At 74.8% G+C, this 21,966-nt stretch carries 1 protein-coding gene (cut by a window edge); it reads right to left on the bottom strand.

Going from position 1 to position 21,966, the window contains the following annotated elements; all coding sequences use genetic code 11:
* Positions 1 to 21,966, bottom strand: partial view of a type I polyketide synthase gene (locus ACZ7LS_RS34285; protein ID WP_385135246.1) — the 5' portion only. It extends 6,720 nt beyond the left edge of the window; only the first 21,966 of its 28,686 coding nucleotides appear in the window; its start codon is at positions 21,964 to 21,966; its stop codon lies beyond the left edge, outside the window.

Below are 21,966 nucleotides of genomic sequence, written 5' to 3'. Positions count from 1 at the left end.
GAACTCGGCGTCCGCCGGGTCGGGCGCGCCGGCGGCGGCGAGCGCGGCGGGCTCGGGCCAGTACCGCTCGCGCTGGAAGGCGTACGTCGGCAGCTCGACCCGGCGCGCGCCCAGGCCCTCGAAGAAGGCGGCCCAGCGCGGTCCCGTGCCGTGCGTGTGCAGTGCGGCCAGCGCGGCGGCCACGGCCGCCTCCTCGCCCTGGTCCTTGCGCAGGAGAGGCACCACCGCGGGCGCGGGTTCGACACCGTCCAGGCTCTGCTGGGCCATCGCGGCGAGCACACCGTCGGGGCCCAGTTCCACGAACGTGCCGACCCCGGCGTCGCGCAGGGTGCGCACGCCGTCGGCGAACCGTACGGCTTCGCGTACGTGCCGTACCCAGTAGGCGGGCGAGCGCAGTTCGTCCGCCGTCGCCAGGGCGCCGGTCAGGTTGGAGACCACCGGGATACGGGGCTCGTCGTAGGTGAGCGACTCGGTGACCCGGGCGAAGTCCGCGAGCATCGGGTCCATCAGCGGCGAGTGGAAGGCGTGCGAGACCCGCAGCCGCCTGGTGCGGCGGCCGTCGGAGGCGAACACCTCGGCGATCTCCAGCACGGCGTCCTCCGCACCGGCGACGACCAGCGCGCGCGGGCCGTTGACGGCCGCGATGGAGACGTCGCCGTCCAGCAGCGGGGCGACCTCGTCCTCGGTGGCCTGGAGGGCGACCATCGCGCCGCCCTGCGGGAGCGCCTGCATGAGCGTGGCGCGGGCCGCGACCAGCCGGCAGGCGTCCGCCAGGGGGAACACCCCCGCCACGTGCGCGGCGGCGATCTCGCCGATGGAGTGTCCGGCCACGAAGTCCGGGGTGAGGTCCCAGGATTCGGCGAGCCGGAACAGCGCGACCTCGACCGCGAACAGCGCGGGCTGGGTCCATCCCGTCTCGTCGAGCAGCTCCGCCTCGAAGGTGCCCGGGTCGGCGAACAGCACTTCCCTGAGCGGGAATTCCAGCTCCGTGTCCAGATGGGCGAGGACCGCGTCGAGGGCCTCGGCGAAGACCGGGAACCGCTCGTACAGCTCGCGGCCCATGGCGCCGCGCTGGCTGCCCTGGCCGGAGAAGAGGAACGCGGTGGTGCCGGGGGCGCGGCCCGCGACGCCGCGCGCGCTCTCCCGTACGCCGTCGGGGCCGGCCAGCAGTACCGCGCGGTGCGGGAAGAGCGTGCGGTCCGTGGCGAGCGAGCGGCCGATGTCCAGCGCGGACAGGCCGCCGTGCGCCGCGGCGAAGGAGGTGACCCGGTCGATCTGGGCCCGGAGCGCCTCGCGGGTCCTGCCGGAGACGATCCACGGCACGAGGGCCGGGGTGACGGCGGGTTCGGCGGCGGGTTCGGCGGTCCCCTCCACCGGTGCCTCGGTGGCCGGTGCCTCGCTGGCCGGTGCCTCGCTGGCCGGTCCCGCGACGGCCGGTGCCTCGCTGGCCGGTGCCTCGCTGGCCGGTGCCTGCTCGACGATGACATGCGCGTTCGTACCGCTGACGCCGAACGCGGAGACCCCGGCGCGGCGCGGGCGGCCGGTCTCGGGCCATGCCTCCGGCTCGGTGAGCAGCCGTACGTCGCCCGCCGTCCAGTCCACATGCGCGGAGGGGGCGGCGATGTGCAGCGACTTGGGCAGGGTGCCGTGCCGCATCGCCAGCAGCATCTTGATGACGCCCGCGGCACCGGCGGCGGCCTGGGTGTGCCCGATGTTGGACTTGACGGTGCCGAGGAGCAGCGGGCGCTCCCGGTCCTGTCCGTAGGTGGTCAGCAGGGCCTGGGCCTCGATCGGGTCGCCCAGGGTGGTGCCGGTGCCATGGGCCTCGACGGCGTCGATGTCGGCGGCGGTCAGTCCGGCGTCGGCGAGGGCCTGCCGGATGACCCGTTGCTGCGAGGGGCCGTTGGGGGCGGTGAGTCCGTTGGAGGCGCCGTCCTGGTTGACGGCGGTGGAGCGGATGATGCCGCGGACCTCGTGTCCGTTGCGTACGGCGTCGGAGAGCCGTTCCAGGACCAGGATGCCGACGCCCTCGGACCAGGCGGTGCCGTCGGCGGAGTCGGAGAACGCCTTGCAGCGGCCGTCGGGGGCCAGTCCGCCCTGGGTGGAGAACTCGACGAAGGAGTCGGGGCTCGACATCACGGAGACGCCGCCGGCGACTGCCAGCGAGCACTCACCGGCGCTCAGTGCCTTGCCCGCCCAGTGCAGCGCGACCAGCGAGGAGGAGCAGGCGGTGTCGATGGTGACCGCCGGGCCCTCCAGGCCGAGGGCGTAGGAGAGCCGGCCGGACATGACACTGGCGGTGTTGCCGGTGGCCACGTACCCCTGGACGTCGGAGGCGGACCGGCGCAGCAGGTGGGGGTAGTCCTGGCCGTTGGTGCCGACGAAGACGCCGGTGGTGGAGCCGCGCAGCGTGGACGGGTCGATCCCGGTCCGCTCCAGCGCCTCCCAGGTGGCCTCCAGCAGCAGGCGCTGCTGCGGGTCCATCGCCAGCGCCTCCCGCGGCGAGATGCCGAAGAAGCGGGCGTCGAAGTCGGCGACCCCGGTGAGGAATCCGCCTTCGAGGGTGTCGGAGGCGCCCGCGCCGAGGGCCTCGATGTCCCAGCCCCGGTCGTCAGGGAAGCGGGTGATGCCGTCCCGGCCCTCGTCGAGCAGCTGCCACAGCTCCTCGGGCGAGGAGACCCCGCCGGGGAAGCGGCAGCCGATGCCGACGACGGCGATCGGGTCGTCGTCGAGGGGGCGTCCCGTCGCCACCGGCGCGGCGGCGGCCGGTTCCGGCAGTGAGCCGAGGAGTTCGGCGAGCAGGAAGTCGGCCATCTCGCGTGGGGTCGGCCGGTCGTAGACGAGGGAGACGGGGAGGCTGAGCCCGGTGGCGGCGGCGAGCCCGTTGCGCAGTTCGAGTGTGGTCAGTGAGTCGAAGCCGAGGTCGCGGAAGGCCCGGTCGTCCTCGATGGCGCCGGCGTCGGAGTGCCCGAGGACGGCGGCCACCTGGCCGCGCAGCAGGTCCCGTACGTATGCGCCGCGCTCCGCCTCGGGGAGTTCCGCGAGCCGCTGCCGCAGCTCCGGCTGCTCGCCGGTGGCGCCGGACGGGGCGGTGGCGGACTGCCGTACCTCGGGCAGGTCGCCGACGAGCGGCAGGGGGCGGGTCGCCGCGAAGGCGCGGAGGAAGCGGGTCCAGTCGACGCGGACGAGCGCGAGGGCGGTGTCGTCCTGCTCGATGGCCCGGAGGAGGGCGCGGACGGCGGGTTCCGGGGCGAGCGGCTCGAATCCGCCGCGCCGTACGCGGGCCTCGATCCCGGCCGCGTCGGCGACCATGCCGGATCCGGCCCAGGGGCCCCAGGCGACCGAGAGCGCGGTCTGTCCGTGCGCGCGCCGGTATTCGGCGAGGGCGTCCAGATAGGCGTTGGCCGCCGCGTAGTTGCCCTGTCCCGCGGCGCCGAAGACGCCTGCCGTGGAGGAGAAGAGGACGAACGCGGACAGCGGCAGCCGTGCGGTCAGTTCGTGCAGATTGCGCGCGGAGGCGACCTTCGCGTCCAGGACGGTCCTGAAGCCGTCCTGGGTCAGCGCGTCCACCACGCTGTCCTCCACGACACCGGCCGTGTGGATGACCGCGCTGAGCGGGGTGTCCTCGGGGACGGAGCCGAGCAGGGCGGCCAGCGCCTCGCGGTCGGCGACGTCGCAGGCGGCGAGGGTGACCCGGGCGCCGAGTGCGGTCAGTTCGGCGCGCAGCGCCTCCGCGCCGGGGGCGTCCTCGCCGCGCCGGCTGACGAGCAGCAGGTGTCCGGCGCCGGCGCGGGCGAGACCGCGGGCGACATGTCCGCCGAGCCCGCCGGTGCCGCCTGTGATCAGGACGGTGCCCGACGGGTCGAAGGGGCGCCCGTCGGTCCGCGCGGCGGGGCTGTGGGCGAGCCGGCGTACGAAGACGCCGGAGGCGCGTACGGCCGACTCGCTCTCGCCGCCGGTGCCGGCCAGGACGCCGCGCAGCCTGCGCGCGGTGTGGGTGTCGAGCCGCTCCGGCAGGTCGACGCAGCCGCCCCAGCGGTCGGGGTGTTCGAGCGCGATGACACGGCCGAGGCCCCAGACGGCGGCCTGGTCGAGTCCCACGACCGGCTCGGAGCGGCCCACGGAGACCGCGCCTCGGGTGACGGTCCACAGCGGGGCGCCGATCCCGGCGTCGCCGAGCGCCTGTACGGCGACGGTGGTCAGGAGGAGGGAATCCGGTACGCCGGTGCGGGCGACGCTCTCGCAGCCGGCGAGGCCGAGCAGCGACAGGACTCCGGCGAACTCCCCGTGCTCGGCGTGGAGTCCGGCCAGCCGTGCGGCGAGCGCGGTCCGGTCGGCGCCGGTGACCTCGCACAGCACGGTCCGGGTGGCGAGGGCGCGGACGACCTCGGCGGACCACTCGGCGTCCTCGGTACGGGACGGCGCGAGGACGAGCCAGCGGCCGGTGAGCGCGGTCGGCGCGGTGGATCCGGTCCGGGGTTTCCAGGTGACCCGGTAGCGCCAGGCGTCCGCCTCGGACTGCTCGTCGCGGCGGCGGCGCCAGGCGGTGAGCGCCGGGACCATCGCGGTGACGGTCGCGTCGTCGAGGCCGAGCGAGGCGGCGAGCGAGCCGATGTCGTCGCGCTCCACGGCCGACCAGAACTCGGCGTCCACCGCGCCGCCCGCGCTCTCCCCCGGAGGCGCGACGGCGAGCGTGTCGGGCCAGTACCGCTCGCGCTGGAAGGCGTAGGTCGGCAGTTCGATCCGGCGTGCGCCGGTGTCCGCGAAGTACGCGGCCCAGTCGACGTCCGCACCGTGGGCGTACGCCCCGGCCAGCGCGGTGACGACCGTCTGTTCCTCGGGCCGGCCGGCCCGCAGCAGCGGCAGCAGTCCGGTGCGCGGCGCGTCGGTGAGGTTCTCCCTGGCCAGGCCGCAGAGCACGCCGTCGGGGCCGGTCTCCAGGAAGGTGCGGACGCCGCCCTGTGCCGAGAGCCAGTTGATCCCGTCGGCGAAGCGGACGGCCTGCCGCACGTGCGTGACCCAGTACTCCGGGGTGCTCAGCTGGTCGTCGGTGGCGAGCGAACCGGTGACGTTGGAGACGAGGGGGATCACCGGCGGGTGGTACGTGACGCTCCGCGCGACCCGTGCGAAGTCGTCGAGCATGGCGTCCATGAGCGGCGAGTGGAAGGCATGGCTCACCCGCAGGCGCCTGGTCGTGCGCCCGTCGGCCCCGAGCGTCGCGGCGATGTCGAGGACGGCCTCCTCGGCGCCCGCGATCACGAGCGACGCCGGGCCGTTGACGGCGGCGACGGACACCTGGTCCTCGCGTCCGGCGAGCAGTGGCAGGACCTCGTCCTCGGCGGCCCGGACGGAGAGCATCGCGCCGCCCTCGGGCAGCGCCTGCATCAGCCGGCCGCGCGCCACCACCAGGGCGCACGCGTCCTCCAGCGAGAACACCCCGGCGACGTGTGCCGCGGCGAGTTCGCCGATGGAGTGCCCGGCGAGGTAGTCCGGGGTGACGCCCCAGGACGTGGCCAGCCGGAACAGCGCGACCTCAAGGGCGAAGAGCGCGGGCTGCGCGTACGCGGTCCGGTCGAGCAGGGCCGCCTCGGGCGAGTCCTCGGCGGCGAAGAGGATCTCGCGCAGCGGCCGGTCCAGGGCGCCGTCGACCTGTGCGAGTACGGCGTCGAGCGCGTCGGCGAAGACGGGGTACCGCTCGTACAGTTCCCGGCCCATGCCGGGGCGCTGGCTGCCCTGGCCGGTGAAGAGGAACGCCGTACGGCCGCGGCCCGTACCGCCCTGGATGACGCCGGGGCCGGGCAGTCCGTCGCGCAGAGCCAGCAGACCCCGCAGCAGTCCGTCGCGCTCCCCCGCCACCACGGCGGCGCGGCGCTCAAGGCCGGCCCGGGAGGTGGCCAGGGAGAAGGCGAGGTCGGTGAGGCGCGCGTCGGGGCGCTCCTCCACCAGTGAGAGCAGCCGTCCCGCCTGGGCGCGCAGCGCGGCCTCGCTCCTGGCGGAGACCACCAGCGGCAGGGTGGCGTGGCGGGCCCCGCCGTCGGGTGCCGGCTGCCCGGCGGGCTCTTCGGCCGGCTCGTCCGCCGGGGCCTGTTCGAGGATGGTGTGCACGTTGGTGCCGCTGAGTCCGAAGGAGGAGACGGCGCCGCGGCGCGGGCGGCCGGTCTCGGGCCAGTCGGCCCGCTCGGTCAGCAGACCGATGGCGCCGGAGGACCAGTCCACGTGCGAGGACGGGGTGTCGATGTGCAGGGTCTTCGGTACGACGCCCCGCTGGAGCGCGTGCACCATCTTGATCACGCTGGCGACGCCGGAGGCCATCTGGGTGTGGCCGATGTTGCTCTTCACCGAGCCGAGGAGCAGGGGCCGTCCGGTGTCCCGGTCCTGTCCGTAGGTGGTGAGCAGGGCCTGGGCCTCGATGGGGTCGCCCAGCGCGGTGCCGGTGCCGTGGCCCTCGATGACGTCGACGTCGCGGGACGCGAGTCCGGCGTTGGCCAGGGCCTGGCGGATGACGCGCTGCTGCGAGGGGCCGTTGGGGGCGGTGAGTCCGTTGGAGGCGCCGTCCTGGTTGACGGCGGAGCCGCGTACGACCGCGAGGACGGTGTGGCCGTTGCGCCGGGCGTCGGAGAGACGCTCCAGCAGGACCAGCCCGACGCCCTCGGCGAGCGTCATGCCGTCGGCGGCCTCGGCGTACGCCTTGCAGCGGCCGTCGGCCGCGAGTGCCCGCTGCCGGCTGAAACCGACGAAGGCGCTGGGGGTGGACATGATGCTGACGCCGCCGGCGAGCGCGAGGGAGCTCTCGCCGTTGCGCAGCGACTGGCAGGCCAGATGCAGCGCGACCAGCGAGGAGGAGCAGGCGGTGTCGAGGGTGACGGCGGGTCCCTCGAAGCCGAAGAGGTAGGACACCCGGCCCGACAGCACGCTGGAGAGCGTGCCGGTGATCATGTGGCCCTCGGAGCCCTCGGCGGAGTTGGCCACGCTGGACGCGTAGTCCTGGTAGCTGGCGCCGATGAAGGTGCCGGTGAGGCTGGAGCGCTGGGCGACGATGTCGATCCCCGCGTGCTCGAAGGCTTCCCACGCCGTCTCCAGCAGCAGGCGCTGCTGCGGGTCCATCGACATCGCCTCACGTGGCGAGATGCCGAAGAAGCCGGGGTCGAAGTCGGCGACGTCCCGCAGGAATCCGCCCTGGACGGAGTAGGTCCTGCCGGAGCGGTCCGGGTCCGGGTCGTAGAGTCCCTCGGCGTCCCAGCCGCGGTCGGCGGGGAAGCCGGAGATGGCGTCCGTACCGTTCAGGACGAGCTGCCACAGCTCCTCGGGTGAGGTGACCCCGCCGGGGTAGCGGCAGCTCATGCCGACGATGGCGATCGGGTCGTCGGCGGCGGCGGGGGACGCGGTGCCAACGGCCGTGCCGGGGGCGCTCCGCGCGCCGGCCAGTTCCGAGCGGAGGAAGCCGGCGAGCGCGGCGGGGCTCGGGTAGTCGAAGACCATGGTCGTCGGCAGCGTCAGGCCGGTGACGGACGCGAGACGGTTGCGCAGTCCGACGGCGGTGAGCGAGTCGAAGCCGACGTCGCGGAAGGCGCGCTGGTCGGGCAGGGCGTCGGGGGACGAGAGGCCCAGGACGGCCATGGCTTCGGTACGGACGACCTCCAGCACCAGCCGTTCCTGCTCGGCGGCGGACAGCGCGCGCAGCCTGGCCGTGAACTCGCCTTCCACGACGGTGCCGGTGGTCTGTTCCGCGGCCTCGGTGAGCGCGCGGACCTCGGGGACCTCCGTGAAGAGTGCCGTGGGGCGGCTGGAGGTGTAGACGGGGTAGTACGTGTCCCAGTCGACGTGGGCGACGGCGATGACGGTCTCGTCGTCGTCCAGGGCCCGCTTCAGTCCGGTCAGCGCGAGCCGCGGGTCCATGAACTCCAGTCCGCTGCCGCGGATCGTCTTCGGGTCGACGCGGCCTGCCTTGAGGTCGTCGGCCCAGATGCCCCAGGACAGGGAGGTGGCGCGCAGACCGCGGGCGCGCCGGTGGGCGGCGAGCGCGGCGAGATAGGCGTTGCCCGCCACATAGGCGGCGTGCGCTCCGCTGCCCCACAGGCCTGCGGTGGACGAGTACAGGATCAGGTCGTCCAGGTCGTCGTTGTCGAGGAGTTCGTCCAGGACCTGCGCGCCGGTCACCTTCGCGTGCAGGACGCGGGAGAAGGCGTCGAGGGTGGTCTCGGCCAGTGAGTACAGCTCGATGAGCGCGGCGGTGTGGACGACCGTGCGTACGGTACGGCCCTGGGCCCTGAGGTCCGCGAGGAGCGCGGCGACGGCGTCGCGGTCGGTGACGTCGCAGGCGACGGCGGTGGCTTCGGTGCCCGACGCGGCCAGTTCCGCGACCAGTTCGGCGGCGCCCGGGGCGTCCATGCCCCGGCGGCTCATCAGCACCAGGTGCTCGGCGCCCTGTTCGGCCAGCCAGCGGGCGAGATGCGGGGCGAGGGTGCCCGAGCCGCCGGTGACGAGCGTGGTGCCGCGCGGCGTCCAGTCGCGGGAGACCTCCTGCTCACGGGCTCCGGCGCGGACGATACGGCGGGTGAGGACACCGGAGGAACGGATGGCGAGCTGGTCCTCCTCGCCGAGCGCGCCGGAGAGCACGGAGGCGAGCCGTCCGGCCGCCCGCCGGTCGAGCGTGTCCGGCAGGTCGATGACGCCGCCCCAGCGCTGCGGGTGTTCCAGCGCGGCGGTCCAGCCGACGCCGGACACCAGCGCCTGGGCGGGCGAGGTGACGTCGTCGGAGCGGCCGGTGGAGACCGCGCCCCGGGTGAGGAACCACAGCGGCGCCTCGATTCCGGCGTCGCCCAGGGCCTGGACGAGCGAGACGGTCAGCGCGAGGCCGAGCGTCAGCCCGGGGTTGAGCTCGCCGGGCTCCTCGGCGGCGGCGAGCGTCGAGACGACCCCGGCGAACTCGCCCATGCCGGACAGCCGTCCGGCGAGCACGGCGCGGTCGGCGCAGGACTCGTCCAGCACCAGCCGGATCACCTCGGTGCCCTGGCCCGCGAGCGCGTCGGCCACCTCACCGGTGTCGTGCCCGGCGGCGGAGACGACGAGCCAGCCGCCGGCCGGCGACCGCCGCGGGACGGTGCCCACCGGTGTCCAGGACACCCGGTAGCGCCACGAGTCGACGGTGTCGCGGTCCTTGCGGGACCTGCGCCACGACGACAGCGCGGGCAGTACGGCGGCCACGGAGTCCTCGTCCGTGCCCAGGGCGGACGTCAGCGCGGAGAGGTCCTCCCGCTCGACCGCCGTCCAGAACTCCTCGTCGGCGGGGTCGGCGGCGACCGCGTGCTCGGGGGCGGGCGGTACGGCCCAGAGCCTCTCGTGCTGGAAGGCGTAGGTCGGCAGCTCGACCCGGCGGGCGTCCGTACCGGCGAAGAGTCCGGCCCAGTCGGCCTCGACGCCGCGTACGTACGCCTCGGCGACCGAGAGCAGGAAGCGGGAGACGCCGCCCTGGTCACGGCGCAGCGTGCCGGTGGCGACGGCCGGTTCGGCCGTCTCGTCGATCATGTCCTGCACCGACATGGTCAGTACGGGATGCGAGCTGACCTCGATGAAGGCGTGGTGCCCGGCGCCCAGCAGCGCGCGTACGGCGTCGGCGAAGAGGACCCGGCGGCGCAGATTGCGGAACCAGTAGTCGGCGTCCATCTCCGCGGTGTCCAGCCAGTCGCCGGTCATCGTCGAGAAGAACGGGACGCCGGAGGTGCGCGGGGCGACCGGCGCGAGCGCGTCGAGGAGTTCGCCGCGGAGGTTCTCGACCTGCGCGGAGTGGGAGGCGTAGTCCACCGCGACCCGGCGGACCCGTACGTCCTCGGCCGTCAGCTCCGCCGACAGTTCGTCCAGGGCGTCCGGTTCGCCGGAGACGACGACCGAGCGCGGCCCGTTGACGGCGGCCACCGACACCCGGCCGTGCCAGGTCTCCAGCCGGCTCTCCAACTGGTCGACCGGCAGTGCCACGGACATCATTCCGCCGTGGCCGGCCAGGGTGCGGCCGATCGCCTGGCTGCGCAGGGCCACGACCCGCGCGCCGTCCCGCAGCGACAGCGCGCCGGACACGACGGCCGCCGCGATCTCGCCCTGCGAGTGGCCCACGACCGCCGCGGGCTCCACGCCCCGCGAGCGCCAGAGGGCCGCGAGCGACACCATGACCGCGAACGAGGCGGGCTGGACGACATCGACGCGGTCCAGCGTGGGCGCGCCCTCCGTCTGCCGCAGCACATCGATGAGGGACCAGTCCACGAACTCACCGAGCGCGGCGGCGCATTCACCGATCCGTTCGGCGAAGACCGGCGACTCCTCCAGCAGCCGGGCGCCCATTCCGGCCCACTGCGAGCCCTGTCCCGGGAAGACGAAGACCGTCCTGCCCTCGACATCGGCCACGCCCCGGGCCACCACGGCCGACGGTCCGTCGGCCGCGACGGCGCGCAGGGCCTCCAGCGGGTCGCTGTCCTCGGTGGGCACCACCACGGCGCGGTGCTCGAAGACGGAGCGGGACGCGACGAGCGAGAAACCCAGATCGAGCGGGCGCGGCGCGGGGTCCGCGCTCTCGACGTACGAGACCAGCCGGGCCGCCTGCTCGCGCAGCGCCGCTCCGGTCCTGGCCGAGACGGCCCACGGGACGACGCCGCCCGCGACGGGCACCGGCGGGAGCGCGGGGCCGGCCTCCTCGGGCTCGTCGGCCGCGGGCGCCTGCTCCAGCAGTGTGTGGGCGTTGGTGCCGCTGATACCGAACGACGAGACGGCGGCACGGCGCGGGCGGCCCGTCTCGGGCCACGCCACGGCCTCGTGCAGCAGCCGCACCGCGCCGGTGGACCAGTCCACGTGCGAGGACGGGTTCTCGGCGTGCAGCGTCCTGGGCAGGACGCCGTGGCGCAGGGCCATCACCATCTTGATGACGCTCGCCACCCCGGCGGCGGACTGGGTGTGCCCGATGTTGGACTTGACCGAGCCGAGCAGCAGGGAGCGCTCCGGGTCGCGGTCCCGGCCGTAGGTCGCCAGCAGCGCCTGCGCCTCGATCGGGTCGCCGAGCGGCGTACCGGTTCCGTGCGCCTCCAGGGCGTCGATGTCGGAGGGGGCGAGGCGCGCGTTGGCCAGCGCCTGGCGCATCACCCGCTGCTGCGAGGGGCCGTTGGGGGCGGTGAGGCCGTTGGACGCGCCGTCCTGGTTGATCGCCGAGCCGCGGATCACCGCGAGGACCGGGTGCCCGTTGCGCCGCGCGTCGGAGAGCCGCTCGACGAGCAGGATGCCGACGCCCTCGGCGAGTGTCATCCCGTCCGCGTCGTCGGAGAACGCCTTGCAGCGGCCGTCCTGCGCGAGGGCCCGCTGCCGGCTGAACGCGACGAAGGGGGCGGGCGTGGTCATGATCGTGGCGCCGCCCGCGACGGCGAGCGTGGACTCGCCGTTGCGCAGCGACTGGCAGGCCAGGTGGAGCGCGACCAGCGAGGACGAGCAGGCCGTGTCGACGGTGACGGCGGGGCCTTCGAGCCCGAAGACGTACGCGATGCGTCCGGACAGGACGCTCGGGCTGCTGCCGGTGACCATATGGCCCTCGGCGCCGTCGCCCGCGCCGAGTCCGTAGTCCTGGTAGCTGGAGCCGATGAAGGTGCCGGTCAGACTGCCGCGCGCCTCGGCGGGGCTGATCCCGGCGCGCTCGAAGGTCTCCCAGGTGGTCTCCAGCAGCAGCCGCTGCTGGGGGTCCATCACCAGCGCCTCGCGCGGGGAGATGCCGAAGAACGTGGGGTCGAACGCGTCCGCCTCGTGCAGGAATCCGCCCTGGGTGGAGTAGGTCCTGCCCGGCCGGTCGGGGTCGGGGTCGAAGAGCCCCTGGGCGTCCCAGCCGCGGTTGACGGGGAATTCCGTCACCGCGTCCACGCCATGGGTGACCAGGTCCCAGAGCTGTTCCGGGGAGTCCGCGCCGCCGGGGAAGCGGCAGCTCATACCGATGATGGCGAGGGGTTCGTCGTCGGCCGCGCCGGTGGCGACCGGGCCCGCCACCTCCAGGACGGAGCCGAGGATCTCGGCCCGCAGATACCGCGCCAGCTCCACCGGGGTCGGATAGTCGAAGACCATGGTGCTGGGCAGGGCGAGACCGGTGACACCGGAGAGCCGCTTGCGCAGTTCGACGGCGGTCAGCGAGTCGAAGCCGATGTCGCGGAAGGCGCGTCCTTCCGGGACGCCGTCGGCGGAGCTGTGGCCGAGGACCGCCGCGGCCTCGCTCCGTACGAGGTCGGAGAGGAGCCGGTCCTGCTCGGGCTCGTCCAGGGCGCGTACGCGCGTGACGAACTCGGGGGCGCCGCCGGCGCCGTCCTGTTCGGCTGCGCTCGCGAGCGCCCGTACCTCGGGCAGGCCGGAGAGCAGCGCGCTGGGGCGTACGGAGGTGAAGACCGGCGCGTACCGCTCCCAGTCGACATCGGCGACGGTGACGGTGGCGTCCCGCCGGACGACGGCGCGGCGCAGTTCGGTCATGGCCGGGCCCGGCTCCAGGAAGCCGAGTCCCTGGCGCTCCAGGGCGCCGGAGACCGCCTCGTCGGTGGCCATGCCCGCCGCGGCCCAGGGGCCCCAGGCGACGGAGGTGGCGGTCAGTCCCCGGGCGCGCCGGTTCTCGGCGAGGGCGTCGAGATAGGCGTTGGCGGCGCCGTAGGCGCTCTGGCCGCCGCTGCCCCAGACACCGGCGATGGAGCCGAAGAGGACGAAGAGGTCGAGTTCGCGGTCGCCGAGCAGGGCGTCGAGATGGGCGGCGCCCGCCAGCTTCGCGGAGGTCAGTCCGGCGAACTCGGCGGGGGTCAGCCCGGCCAGGGGGCTGTACTGGCCGACGCCCGCGGTGTGGACGACGCCGGTCAGCGGCAGTTCGGCCGGGATGCCGGCGAGTACGGCGGCGAGCGCGTCGCGGTCGGCGGCGTCGCAGGCGACGATCTCGACCCGCGCGCCCAGCTCCTCCAGCTCGGCGCGGAGTTCGGCGGCGCCGGGGGCGTCCGGGCCGCGCCGGGAGGTGAGGACGAGGTTCTCGGCGCCGGAACGGGCCAGCCAGCGGCCGGCCTCGGCGCCGAGGCCACCGGTGCCGCCGGTGACCAGTACGGTGCCGCGGGCGGTGAACTCCTCGGCGGCGGGCAGCGCGTCGACGGTGTACCGGACGAGCCGGCGGCCGGAGACGCCGGAGGCGCGCAGCGCGACCTGGTCCTCGCCGTCGGGGGCGTCCTTCGTGGCGAGCACGCCCGCGAGGCGCTGCGCGGCCCGCTCGTCGAGTGTGCCGGGCAGGTCGATCAATCCGCCCCAGAGCCGCGGGTGCTCCAGGGCCACGGTCCTGCCGAGGCCCCAGACGGCGGCCTGGGCGGGGCGGGTGACCGGGTCGGCGGGGCCGGTGGACACGGCGCCCCGGGTGGCCGTCCACAGCCGTCCCCGGGATCCGGTGTCGTCGAGTGCCTGGACGAGCGCGAGCGTCAGGGTGAGGCCGTGGGTGAGCGGCGCGTGGCCGTCGCTCGGGCGCTCGTCGAGCGGGAGCAGGGAGAGGACGTGGGCGGTGCTGTCGGAATCGTCGGTGGACGCGGTGGCGTGGAGCCGTGCGGCCAGCACGTGCCGGTCGGCGCACGAGGGGTCCAGGACGAGGCGGCGTACCCGCGCGCCGTGGGCGCTGAGCGCGCCCGCCAGCTGCTCGGTGAGATCTCCACCGTCCGTATCAGCGCCTTCGGCGTCGCTCGTGACGAGCAGCCAGGTGCCGTCCAGGACCGGGGCGGCCGGCTTGCTGAGCGCCGTCCATTCGACGCGGTAGCGCAGCGAGTCCAGCAGGGTCTTCTCCCGCGTGCCGCGGCGCCAGGAGGTCAGCGCGGGCAGCAGGGAGCCGAGGGAGTCGTGTTCCTGTTCGCCCAGGCCGAGGAGGGCGGCCAGCTCGTCGGCGTCGCCGCGCTCCACGGCGGCCCACAGCCGCTGGTCCCCCGGGTCGGTGCCCGGCGCGGCGGCGGCCGTGGGCAGCTCGGGCCAGTAGAACGTGTGCTGGAAGGCGTAGGTGGGCAGATCGACGCGGCGGGCGCCGCCCGCGAAGTAGGCCGCCCAGTCGACCGTGACGCCCTGTACCTGGAGCCGGGCCAGCGCGGTGGTGACGGCCGTCTCCTCGTCGCGGTCGGCGCGGCAGAGCGGGACGAGTTCGGCGTCGTGGGTGTCGCCCAGGGTGTCCTGGACCATGGCGGAGAGCGGTGCGTCGGGGCCCAGTTCCAGGAAGGTGGTCGTGCCGGCGTCGCGCAGGGTGCGTACGCAGTCGGCGAAGCGGACCGCGTCGCGGACATGCGCGACCCAGTACTCCGCCGAGCACAGCTGCTCGTCGGTGGCGAGGGCGCCGGTCAGATGGGAGACCAGCGGGATGCGCGGCGCGTGGTAGGTGAGTCCCTCGGCGACGGTGCGGAACGCGTCGAGCATCCCGGCCATGCGCGGCGAGTGGAAGGCATGGCTCACCCGCAGCCGCCTGGTCTTGCGCCCGCGCGCGTCGAACGTGGCGGCGATCTCCAGGACCGCGTCCTCGTCGCCGGAGACGACCACCGAGGCGGGCCCGTTGACCGCGGCGATCGAGACGGTGTCCTCGCGTCCGGCCAGCAGCGGGGTGACCTCGTCCTCGGCGGCCTGTACGGCGGCCATCGCGCCGCCCCCGGGCAGCGCCTGCATCAGCCGGCCGCGGGCCGCGACCAGCGCGCAGGCGTCCGCCAGCGACAGCACGCCCGCGACATGGGCCGCCGCGAGTTCACCGACCGAGTGGCCGGCCACGAAGTCCGGGGTGACGCCCCAGGACCGTACGAGACGGAACAGCGCGACCTCGAACGCGAACAGCGCGGGCTGGGTCCAGCCGGTCTGGTCCAGCAGCGCGGCCCCGGCCGTGCCTTCGCCCGCGAACAGCACCTCGCGCAGCGGGCGGTCGAGCAGCGGGTCCAGCTCGGCGAGCACCGCGTCCAGCGCCTCGGCGAACGCCGGGAACCGCTCGTACAGTTCACGGCCCATGGCGGGCCGCTGGCTGCCCTGGCCGGTGAAGAGCACGGCGGTCCTGCCCCGCCGCGCCGCCTCCCCCTCGATCAGTCCGGCGTCGGGCCGGTCGGTGGCCAGCGCGGTGAGGGAGCGCAGCAGCGCCGTACGGTCCCCCGCGACCACGGCGGCGCGCTGCTCGAAGCGGGTACGGGTGGTGGCGAGCGAGAACGCCGCGTCCACCAGGTCGAGTCCGGGCCTCGCCTGTACGTAGGAGAGCAGCCGGGCGGCCTGGCCGCGCAGGGCGTCCCGGGTCCGGCCCGAGATCAGCCAGGGGACGGCTCCCGGCTCGCGGCGCGGGGCGGTGGGCGCGGGGAGCGTGGTGGGCGGGGCCTGTTCGATGATGGTGTGGACGTTGGTGCCGCTGATGCCGAACGAGGAGACACCGGCCCGGCGCGGGCGGCCGGTCTCGGGCCAGGAGGTCTGCTCGGTGAGCAGTTCCACCGCTCCCTCGGACCAGTCCACATGCGAGGACGGGGCGTCGACGTGCAGCGTCCTGGGCAGCACCCCGTGCCGCATCGCCATGATCATCTTGATCACACCGGCGACACCGGCGGCGGCCTGCGTATGACCGATGTTCGACTTCACCGAGCCCAGCAGCAGCGGACGCCCGGGGTCGCGGTCCCGGCCGTACGCGGCGAGCAGGGCCTGTGCCTCGATCGGGTCGCCCAGCGTCGTGCCCGTGCCGTGCGCCTCGACCACGTCGACGTCACCGGCGGCGAGCCCGCCGCTGGCCAGTGCCTGGCGGATCACGCGCTGCTGCGAGGGGCCGTTGGGGGCGGTGAGGCCGTTCGACGCGCCGTCCTGGTTGACGGCGGAGCCCCGGACCACGGCGAGGATCTCGTGCCCGTTGCGCCGCGCGTCCGAGAGACGTTCGAGGACCAGCATGCCGACGCCCTCGGACCACCCGACGCCGTCCGCCGAGTCGGAGAACGCCTTGCAGCGGCCGTCGGGTGACAGGCCGCGCTGGCGGGCGAAGTCCACGAACACCGAGGGGGTCGACATCACCGTCACACCGCCGGCCAGTGCCAGCGAGCATTCGCCGCTGCGCAGCGCCTGCATGGCCCAGTGCATCGCGACGAGCGACGACGAGCAGGCGGTGTCCACCGTCACGGCCGGGCCCTCCAGGCCCAGCGTGTAGGAGACCCGGCCGGAGGCCAGGCTCGCCGAGCTGCCGCCGCCCCGGAAGCCCTCGAACTCCGGGCTGGCCAGCACCGTGCCGTAGTCGCTGTACATCACCCCGGCGAACACCCCGGTCGCGCTGCCGCGCAGCGTCGTCGGGTCCATGCCGGCCCGCTCCACGGCCTCCCAGGAGGCTTCGAGCAGCAGTCGCTGCTGGGAGTCGGTGGCGAGCGCCTCGCGGGGGCTCATCCCGAAGAACGCCGGGTCGAACTCGCCCGCCTCGTGCAGGAATCCGCCCGAGCGGGTGTACGCCGTACCGGGGTGGTCCGGGTCCGGGTGGTAGAGCGACTCGACGTCCCAGCCGCGGTTGGCGGGAAAGCCGGAGATGGCGTCCGCGCCCTCGGTGACCAGCCGCCACAGATCCTCCGGCGAGGCCACCCCGCCCGGATAGCGGCAGCTCATCCCGACGACCACGATCGGATCGTCTGCCACCGCGGCGGTCCGCGTGGCGGCCGGCCCGGCCACCGCCGCGTCGGAGCCCAGCAGTTCGTCGAGGAGGTGGGCGGCCAGGGCGCGCACGGTCGGGTAGTCGAAGACCAGGGTGGCGGGCAGCCGCAGTCCGGTGACGGTGCTCAGCCGGTTGCGCAGTTCCACCGCCGTCAGCGAGTCGAAGCCCAGCTCGCGGAAGGCGCGCCCGGCGTCGATGTCCGCGCCACCGGCGTGCCCCAGGACGAGGGCGACCTGTCCGCGTACGAGATCGAGCAGCAGCTCGGCACGCTCGGCCGCCTCCAGCCTGGTCAGCCGCTGGACGAGATCGCCGGCCGTACCCGATCCCGCGACGGACGACGCGCGGCGGACGCGGGTGCGGATCAACGACCGCAGCAGCGGCGGTACGTCACCCTGGGCGCGGAGGACCGGCAGATCCAGCCGTACGGGCACGACGGCGGCCTCGCCGGTGGTCAGCGCCGCGTCGAACAGCGCCACGCCCTGCTCGACGGGGAGCGCGGGCACCCCGGAGCGCGCGTGCCGTTCCGCCTCGGCCTCCGCCAGGGAGCCCGTCATACCTCCGGTACGGTCCCAGGGACCCCAGGCCAGGGACACGCCCGGCAGGCCCTCGGACCTGCGGCGCTCCATCAGCGCGTCCAGGAAGGCGTTCCCGGCCGCGTAGTTGCCCTGTCCCGCGCTGCCGATGACTCCGGCGACCGAGGAGAAGACCACGAACGCGGTCAGGTCCTGACCGCGTGTCAGCTCGTGCAGGTGCCAGGCCGCGTCCGCCTTGGGACGCAGGACCGTGTCCAGCCGTTCCCGAGTGAGCGAGCCGACCAGTCCGTCGTCCAGCACACCGGCCGTGTGGATCACGGCGGAGACGGGGTGGCGGGCCAGCAGCCCGGCCAGCGCGTCGCGGTCGGCGGCGTCGCACGCCTCGACCGTGACCTCGGCGCCCAGCTCCGTCAGCTCGTGCGCCAGCGCTTCCGCGCCCTCGGCGCCCAGTCCCCTGCGGCTCACCAGCAGCAGCCGGCGCACGCCGTGCTCCGCCACCAGATGCCGTGCCGTGACCGCGCCCAGACCGCCCGTGCCACCGGTGATCAGCACACTGCCCTCGGTGTCCCAGAGCGGCCCGGCCCCGGTCTCGCCGAGCGCCCTGCGGACCAGCCGTCCGGCCCTGATCTCACCGTCCCTGACGATCAGTTGCGGCTCGTCGCCACCCAGCGCCCGGAGCGGGAGAGCGACGGGCGCCGCCGGGTCCAGGTCGACCAGTCCGAAGCTGCCGGGGTTCTCCGACTGCGCGGAGCGAACCAGGCCCCACGCCGCGGCCGCCGCCACATCGGCGCCGCCCACCGCGCCGCGCGTCACGAACACCAGCCGTGATCCGGCGAACCGCTCCTCCGCGAGCCAGGCCCGTGCCGACGCCAGGACCTCTGCGGTCAGAGCGTGGGCGGAGCGTGCCGCGTCCGCGTCGGCCGTACCGCCTGCCGTCACCAGGACGACGGCCGGCACCGGCTCCTCGCCCGCCGCCAGCGCCGCCAGATCCTGATGGATCCCGGCCGTGTCCGCCAGGGCTTCGCTCCCGGCGAGTCCCAACGGGTCGGGGCCCACCAGGGCAACGGATCCGGGGGCGTCGGTGCCCTGCCGTACGGGGACCCAGTCCAGGCCGAACAGCGCGTCGCGGGCGGCCGTGGCGGCGCCGCCCCACTGCCGCTCCGCGACCGCGCGCAGCACCAGCGACTCGACGGAGACGACCGGTTCGCCCGAGGTGTCGGCGACGGTGATCGAGACCGCGTCCTCGGCGGCCGGGGAGAGCCGTACGCGCAGCGCCGTGGCGCCGGCCGCGTGCAGCGACACGCCCTCCCACGAGAAGGGCAGTCCGCCGCGGCTGTCCGCGCCGAGGTCGGCGAAGGGCGCCGCGTGCAGCGCCGCGTCCAGCAGCGCCGGGTGCAGACCGAACGCGTCGGCGTCGGCCTCGCCGCCCTCGGGCAGCACGACCTCGGCGTACACGTCGCCGTCGCGCCGCCAGGCGGCCCGCAGGCCCTGGAAGACCGGGCCGTAGGCCAGGCCGTCGCCGGCCGGCCGGTCGTAGACGCCGTCGACGGCGACGGGCTCGGCCCCGGCGGGGGGCCACACCGTGGCGTCGAACCCGGCGCCCCGCTCCCCGGCCCGCTCGTCGACGGCCAGTACGCCGGTGGCGTGCCGCGTCCAGGCCGTCTCGTCGCTTCCCTCGGGGCGCGAGTAGACGTTGACGGTGCGGCGGCCCGAGTCGTCGGGGTTGCCGATCCACAGCTGGACCTGGATACCGGCCCGCTCGGGGAGGATCAGCGGCGCGGCCAGGGTCAGTTCCTCGACCAGGTCGCAGCCGACCTCGTCGCCGGCGCGGAGGGCCAGTTCCAGGAAGGCGGTGCCGGGCAGCAGTGTGGTGCCGCGCATCGCGTGGTCGGCGAGCCACGGGTGGGACGGGAGCGAGAGCCGGCCGGTGAGGAGCACGCCCTCGGAGTCGGCGAGGGAGACGGCGGCGGAGAGCAGCGGGTGGTGGGCCGCGCCGAGCCCGGCGGCCCGCAGGTCGGCCGACTGGTTCTGGGCGCCGCCCCTGGGCCAGTACCTGCGGCGCTGGAAGGCGTAGGTCGGCAGGTCGCGACGGCGCGCGCCGGTGCCCGCGAAGTACTCCGCCCAGCGGACGGTGACACCGCGTACGTACAGTCCGGCCAGGGCGGTGGTGAGGGTGTCGGTCTCGGGGCGGCCGGCCCGCAGCGCGGGCAGCGCGGCGTGGCCCTCGGTGTCCGTCGCGTCGAGGCAGTCCTCGGCCATCGCGGACAGGACGCTGTCGGGGCCGAGTTCGAGGAACGTGGTGACGCCGTGGCCGGCGAGCCAGCCGACGCCGTCGGCGAACCGTACGGCCCGGCGCACATGGTCCACCCAGTAGTCGGCGGAGGTGACCTGCGCGACCGTGGCGGGCTCACCGGTGACGTTGGAGACGAACGGCAGCAGCGGTGCCTGGAGCGACAGACCGGCCACCACGGCGCGGAACTCGTCGAGCATCGGCTCCATGAGCGGCGAGTGGAAGGCGTGCGAGACCGTCAGCCGCTTGGTCTTGCGTCCCTCGTCCGCCAGCCGGGCGGCGACCGCGGCGACCGCGCTCTCCTCACCGGCGAGGACGAGCGCGGAGGGGCCGTTGACCGCGGCGACCGACACCGCGTCCTCGTGGCCGGCCAGCAGCGGGGCGACCTCGTCCTCGGTGGCCTGTACGGCGATCATCGCGCCGCCCTCGGGCAGCGCCTGCATCAGCCGGCCGCGGGCGGCGACCAGGGCCGCCGCGTCGCTCAGCGACAGCACTCCGGCGACATGGGCGGCGGTGATCTCGCCGATCGAATGCCCGGTCAGATAGTCGGGCTTGACGCCCCAGGACTCGACCAGGCGGTAGAGGGCGACCTCGACGGCGAACAGCGCGGGCTGCGCGTACTCGGTGCGGTTCAGCGCGTCGGGGTCCTCGCCCCAGAGCACGTCACGCAGCGGCCGGCCGAGCAGCGGGTCGAGCGCGGCGAAGGCGGCGTCCAGCGCCTGGGCGAACACCGGGAACCTGGCGTGGAGTTCCCGGCCCGCGCCGAGGCGCTGGGAGCCCTGGCCGGTGAAGAGGAACGCCAGCTTCCCGTCACTCTGGACAGCGCCCTGGACAGCGCCCCGCACCTGGCCCGCCGTCTCCTCGTCCCCGGCCAGCGCTGTCAGCGCGGCGAGCGCGCCGTCGCGGTCGGCGGCCATGAGCACGGCGCGGTGCTCGAAGCCGGCGCGGGTGGTGGCCAGTGAGCAGGCGGTGTCGAGTACGGTCGCGGCGGGGTCGGCCTCCAGCGCGGCCAGCAGCCCCGCGGCCTGGGCGCGCAGCGCCTCACGGGTCCGTCCGGAGACCAGCAGCGGTACGGTGCCCGGCTCGATGCCGGCGCCGTCCCCGGGGGCGTCGGCAGCGTCGGCGTCACCTTCGGGACCGGGCGCGGCCGGGGCCTCCTCGATGATGGTGTGCGCGTTGGTGCCGCTGATGCCGAACGAGGAGACACCCGCGCGCCGGGGCGCGCCGGTCCCGGGCCAGGGGGCGTTCTCGGTGAGGACGCGGACCGCGCCCCGCGACCAGTCGACATGGGACGAGGGCTCGTCGGCCAGCAGGGTCCGCGGGAGCACTCCATGGCGCATCGCCATGACCATCTTGATGACACCGGCGACCCCGGCGGCGGCCTGCGTGTGGCTGATGTTCGACTTGACGGAGCCCAGCAGCAGCGGCCGGTTCTCGTCGCGGCCCTGGCCGTAGGTGGCGAGCAGCGCCTGGGCCTCGACCGGGTCACCGAGCGTGGTGCCGGTGCCGTGTGCCTCGACGGCGTCGATCTCGGCGGCCGACAGCCGGGAGTTGATCAGGGCCTGCTGGATGACCTCCTGCTGGGAGGGGCCGTTGGGGGCCGTCAGTCCGTTGGAGGCGCCGTCCTGGTTGACGGCGGTGCCGCGTACCACGGCGAGGATCTCGTGGCCGTTGCGGCGGGCGTCGGAGAGCCGTTCCAGGACGAGGATGCCGACGCCCTCGGCCCAGCCGGTGCCGTCGGCGGTGTCTCCGAAGGAGCGGCAGCGGCCGTCCGCGGAGAGGCCGCCCTGACGGCCCATCTCGATGAAGGTGCCGGGGCTCGACATGACGGTGACGCCGCCGGCGAGCGCGAGGGCGCACTCCCCGGTGCGCAGCGCCTGGGTGGCGAGATGGACGGCGACGAGCGAGGAGGAGCAGGCGGTGTCCACGGTGACCGCGGGGCCGACCGTGCCGAAGGTGTAGGAGATGCGTCCGGACAGGACACTGCCGGTGTTGCCGGTGAGCTGGAACCCCTCGGCGCCGTCGGCGGGGCCGACCCGGTAGTCCTGGGCCATCGCGCCCATGAACACCCCGGTCTGGCTGCCCTTGACCGAGGTCGGGTCGATGCCCGCGCGTTCGAACGCCTCCCAGGCGGACTCCAGCGCGACGCGCTGCTGCGGGTCCATCGCCACGGCCTCGCGCGGCGAGATGCCGAAGAAGTCGGCGTCGAAGTCGGGGGCGTCGTGGAGGAATCCGCCGGACGAGGTGCTGGACGAGGCGAGCGCCTCGGCGTCCCAGCCGCGGTCGGCGGGGAACGCCGTGATGCCGTTCTCACCGGCCTCGACCAGCCGCCAGAGGTCTTCCGGGCTGCTGACACCGCCGGGGTAGCGGCAGGTCATTCCGATGATGGCGATCGGCTCCTGGGCCGCCGTCTCCAGTTCGCTGACCCGCTGCCGCGTCCGTCGGAGATCGGCGGTCGCAAGCTTGAGGTAGTCCCGGAGCTTCTGTTCGTTGTCCAT

This window comes from Streptomyces sp. NPDC039430, assembly GCF_055639435.1.
Note: the sequence above shows the minus strand (reverse complement) of the source record. Positions and strands in the feature narration are given on the sequence as shown.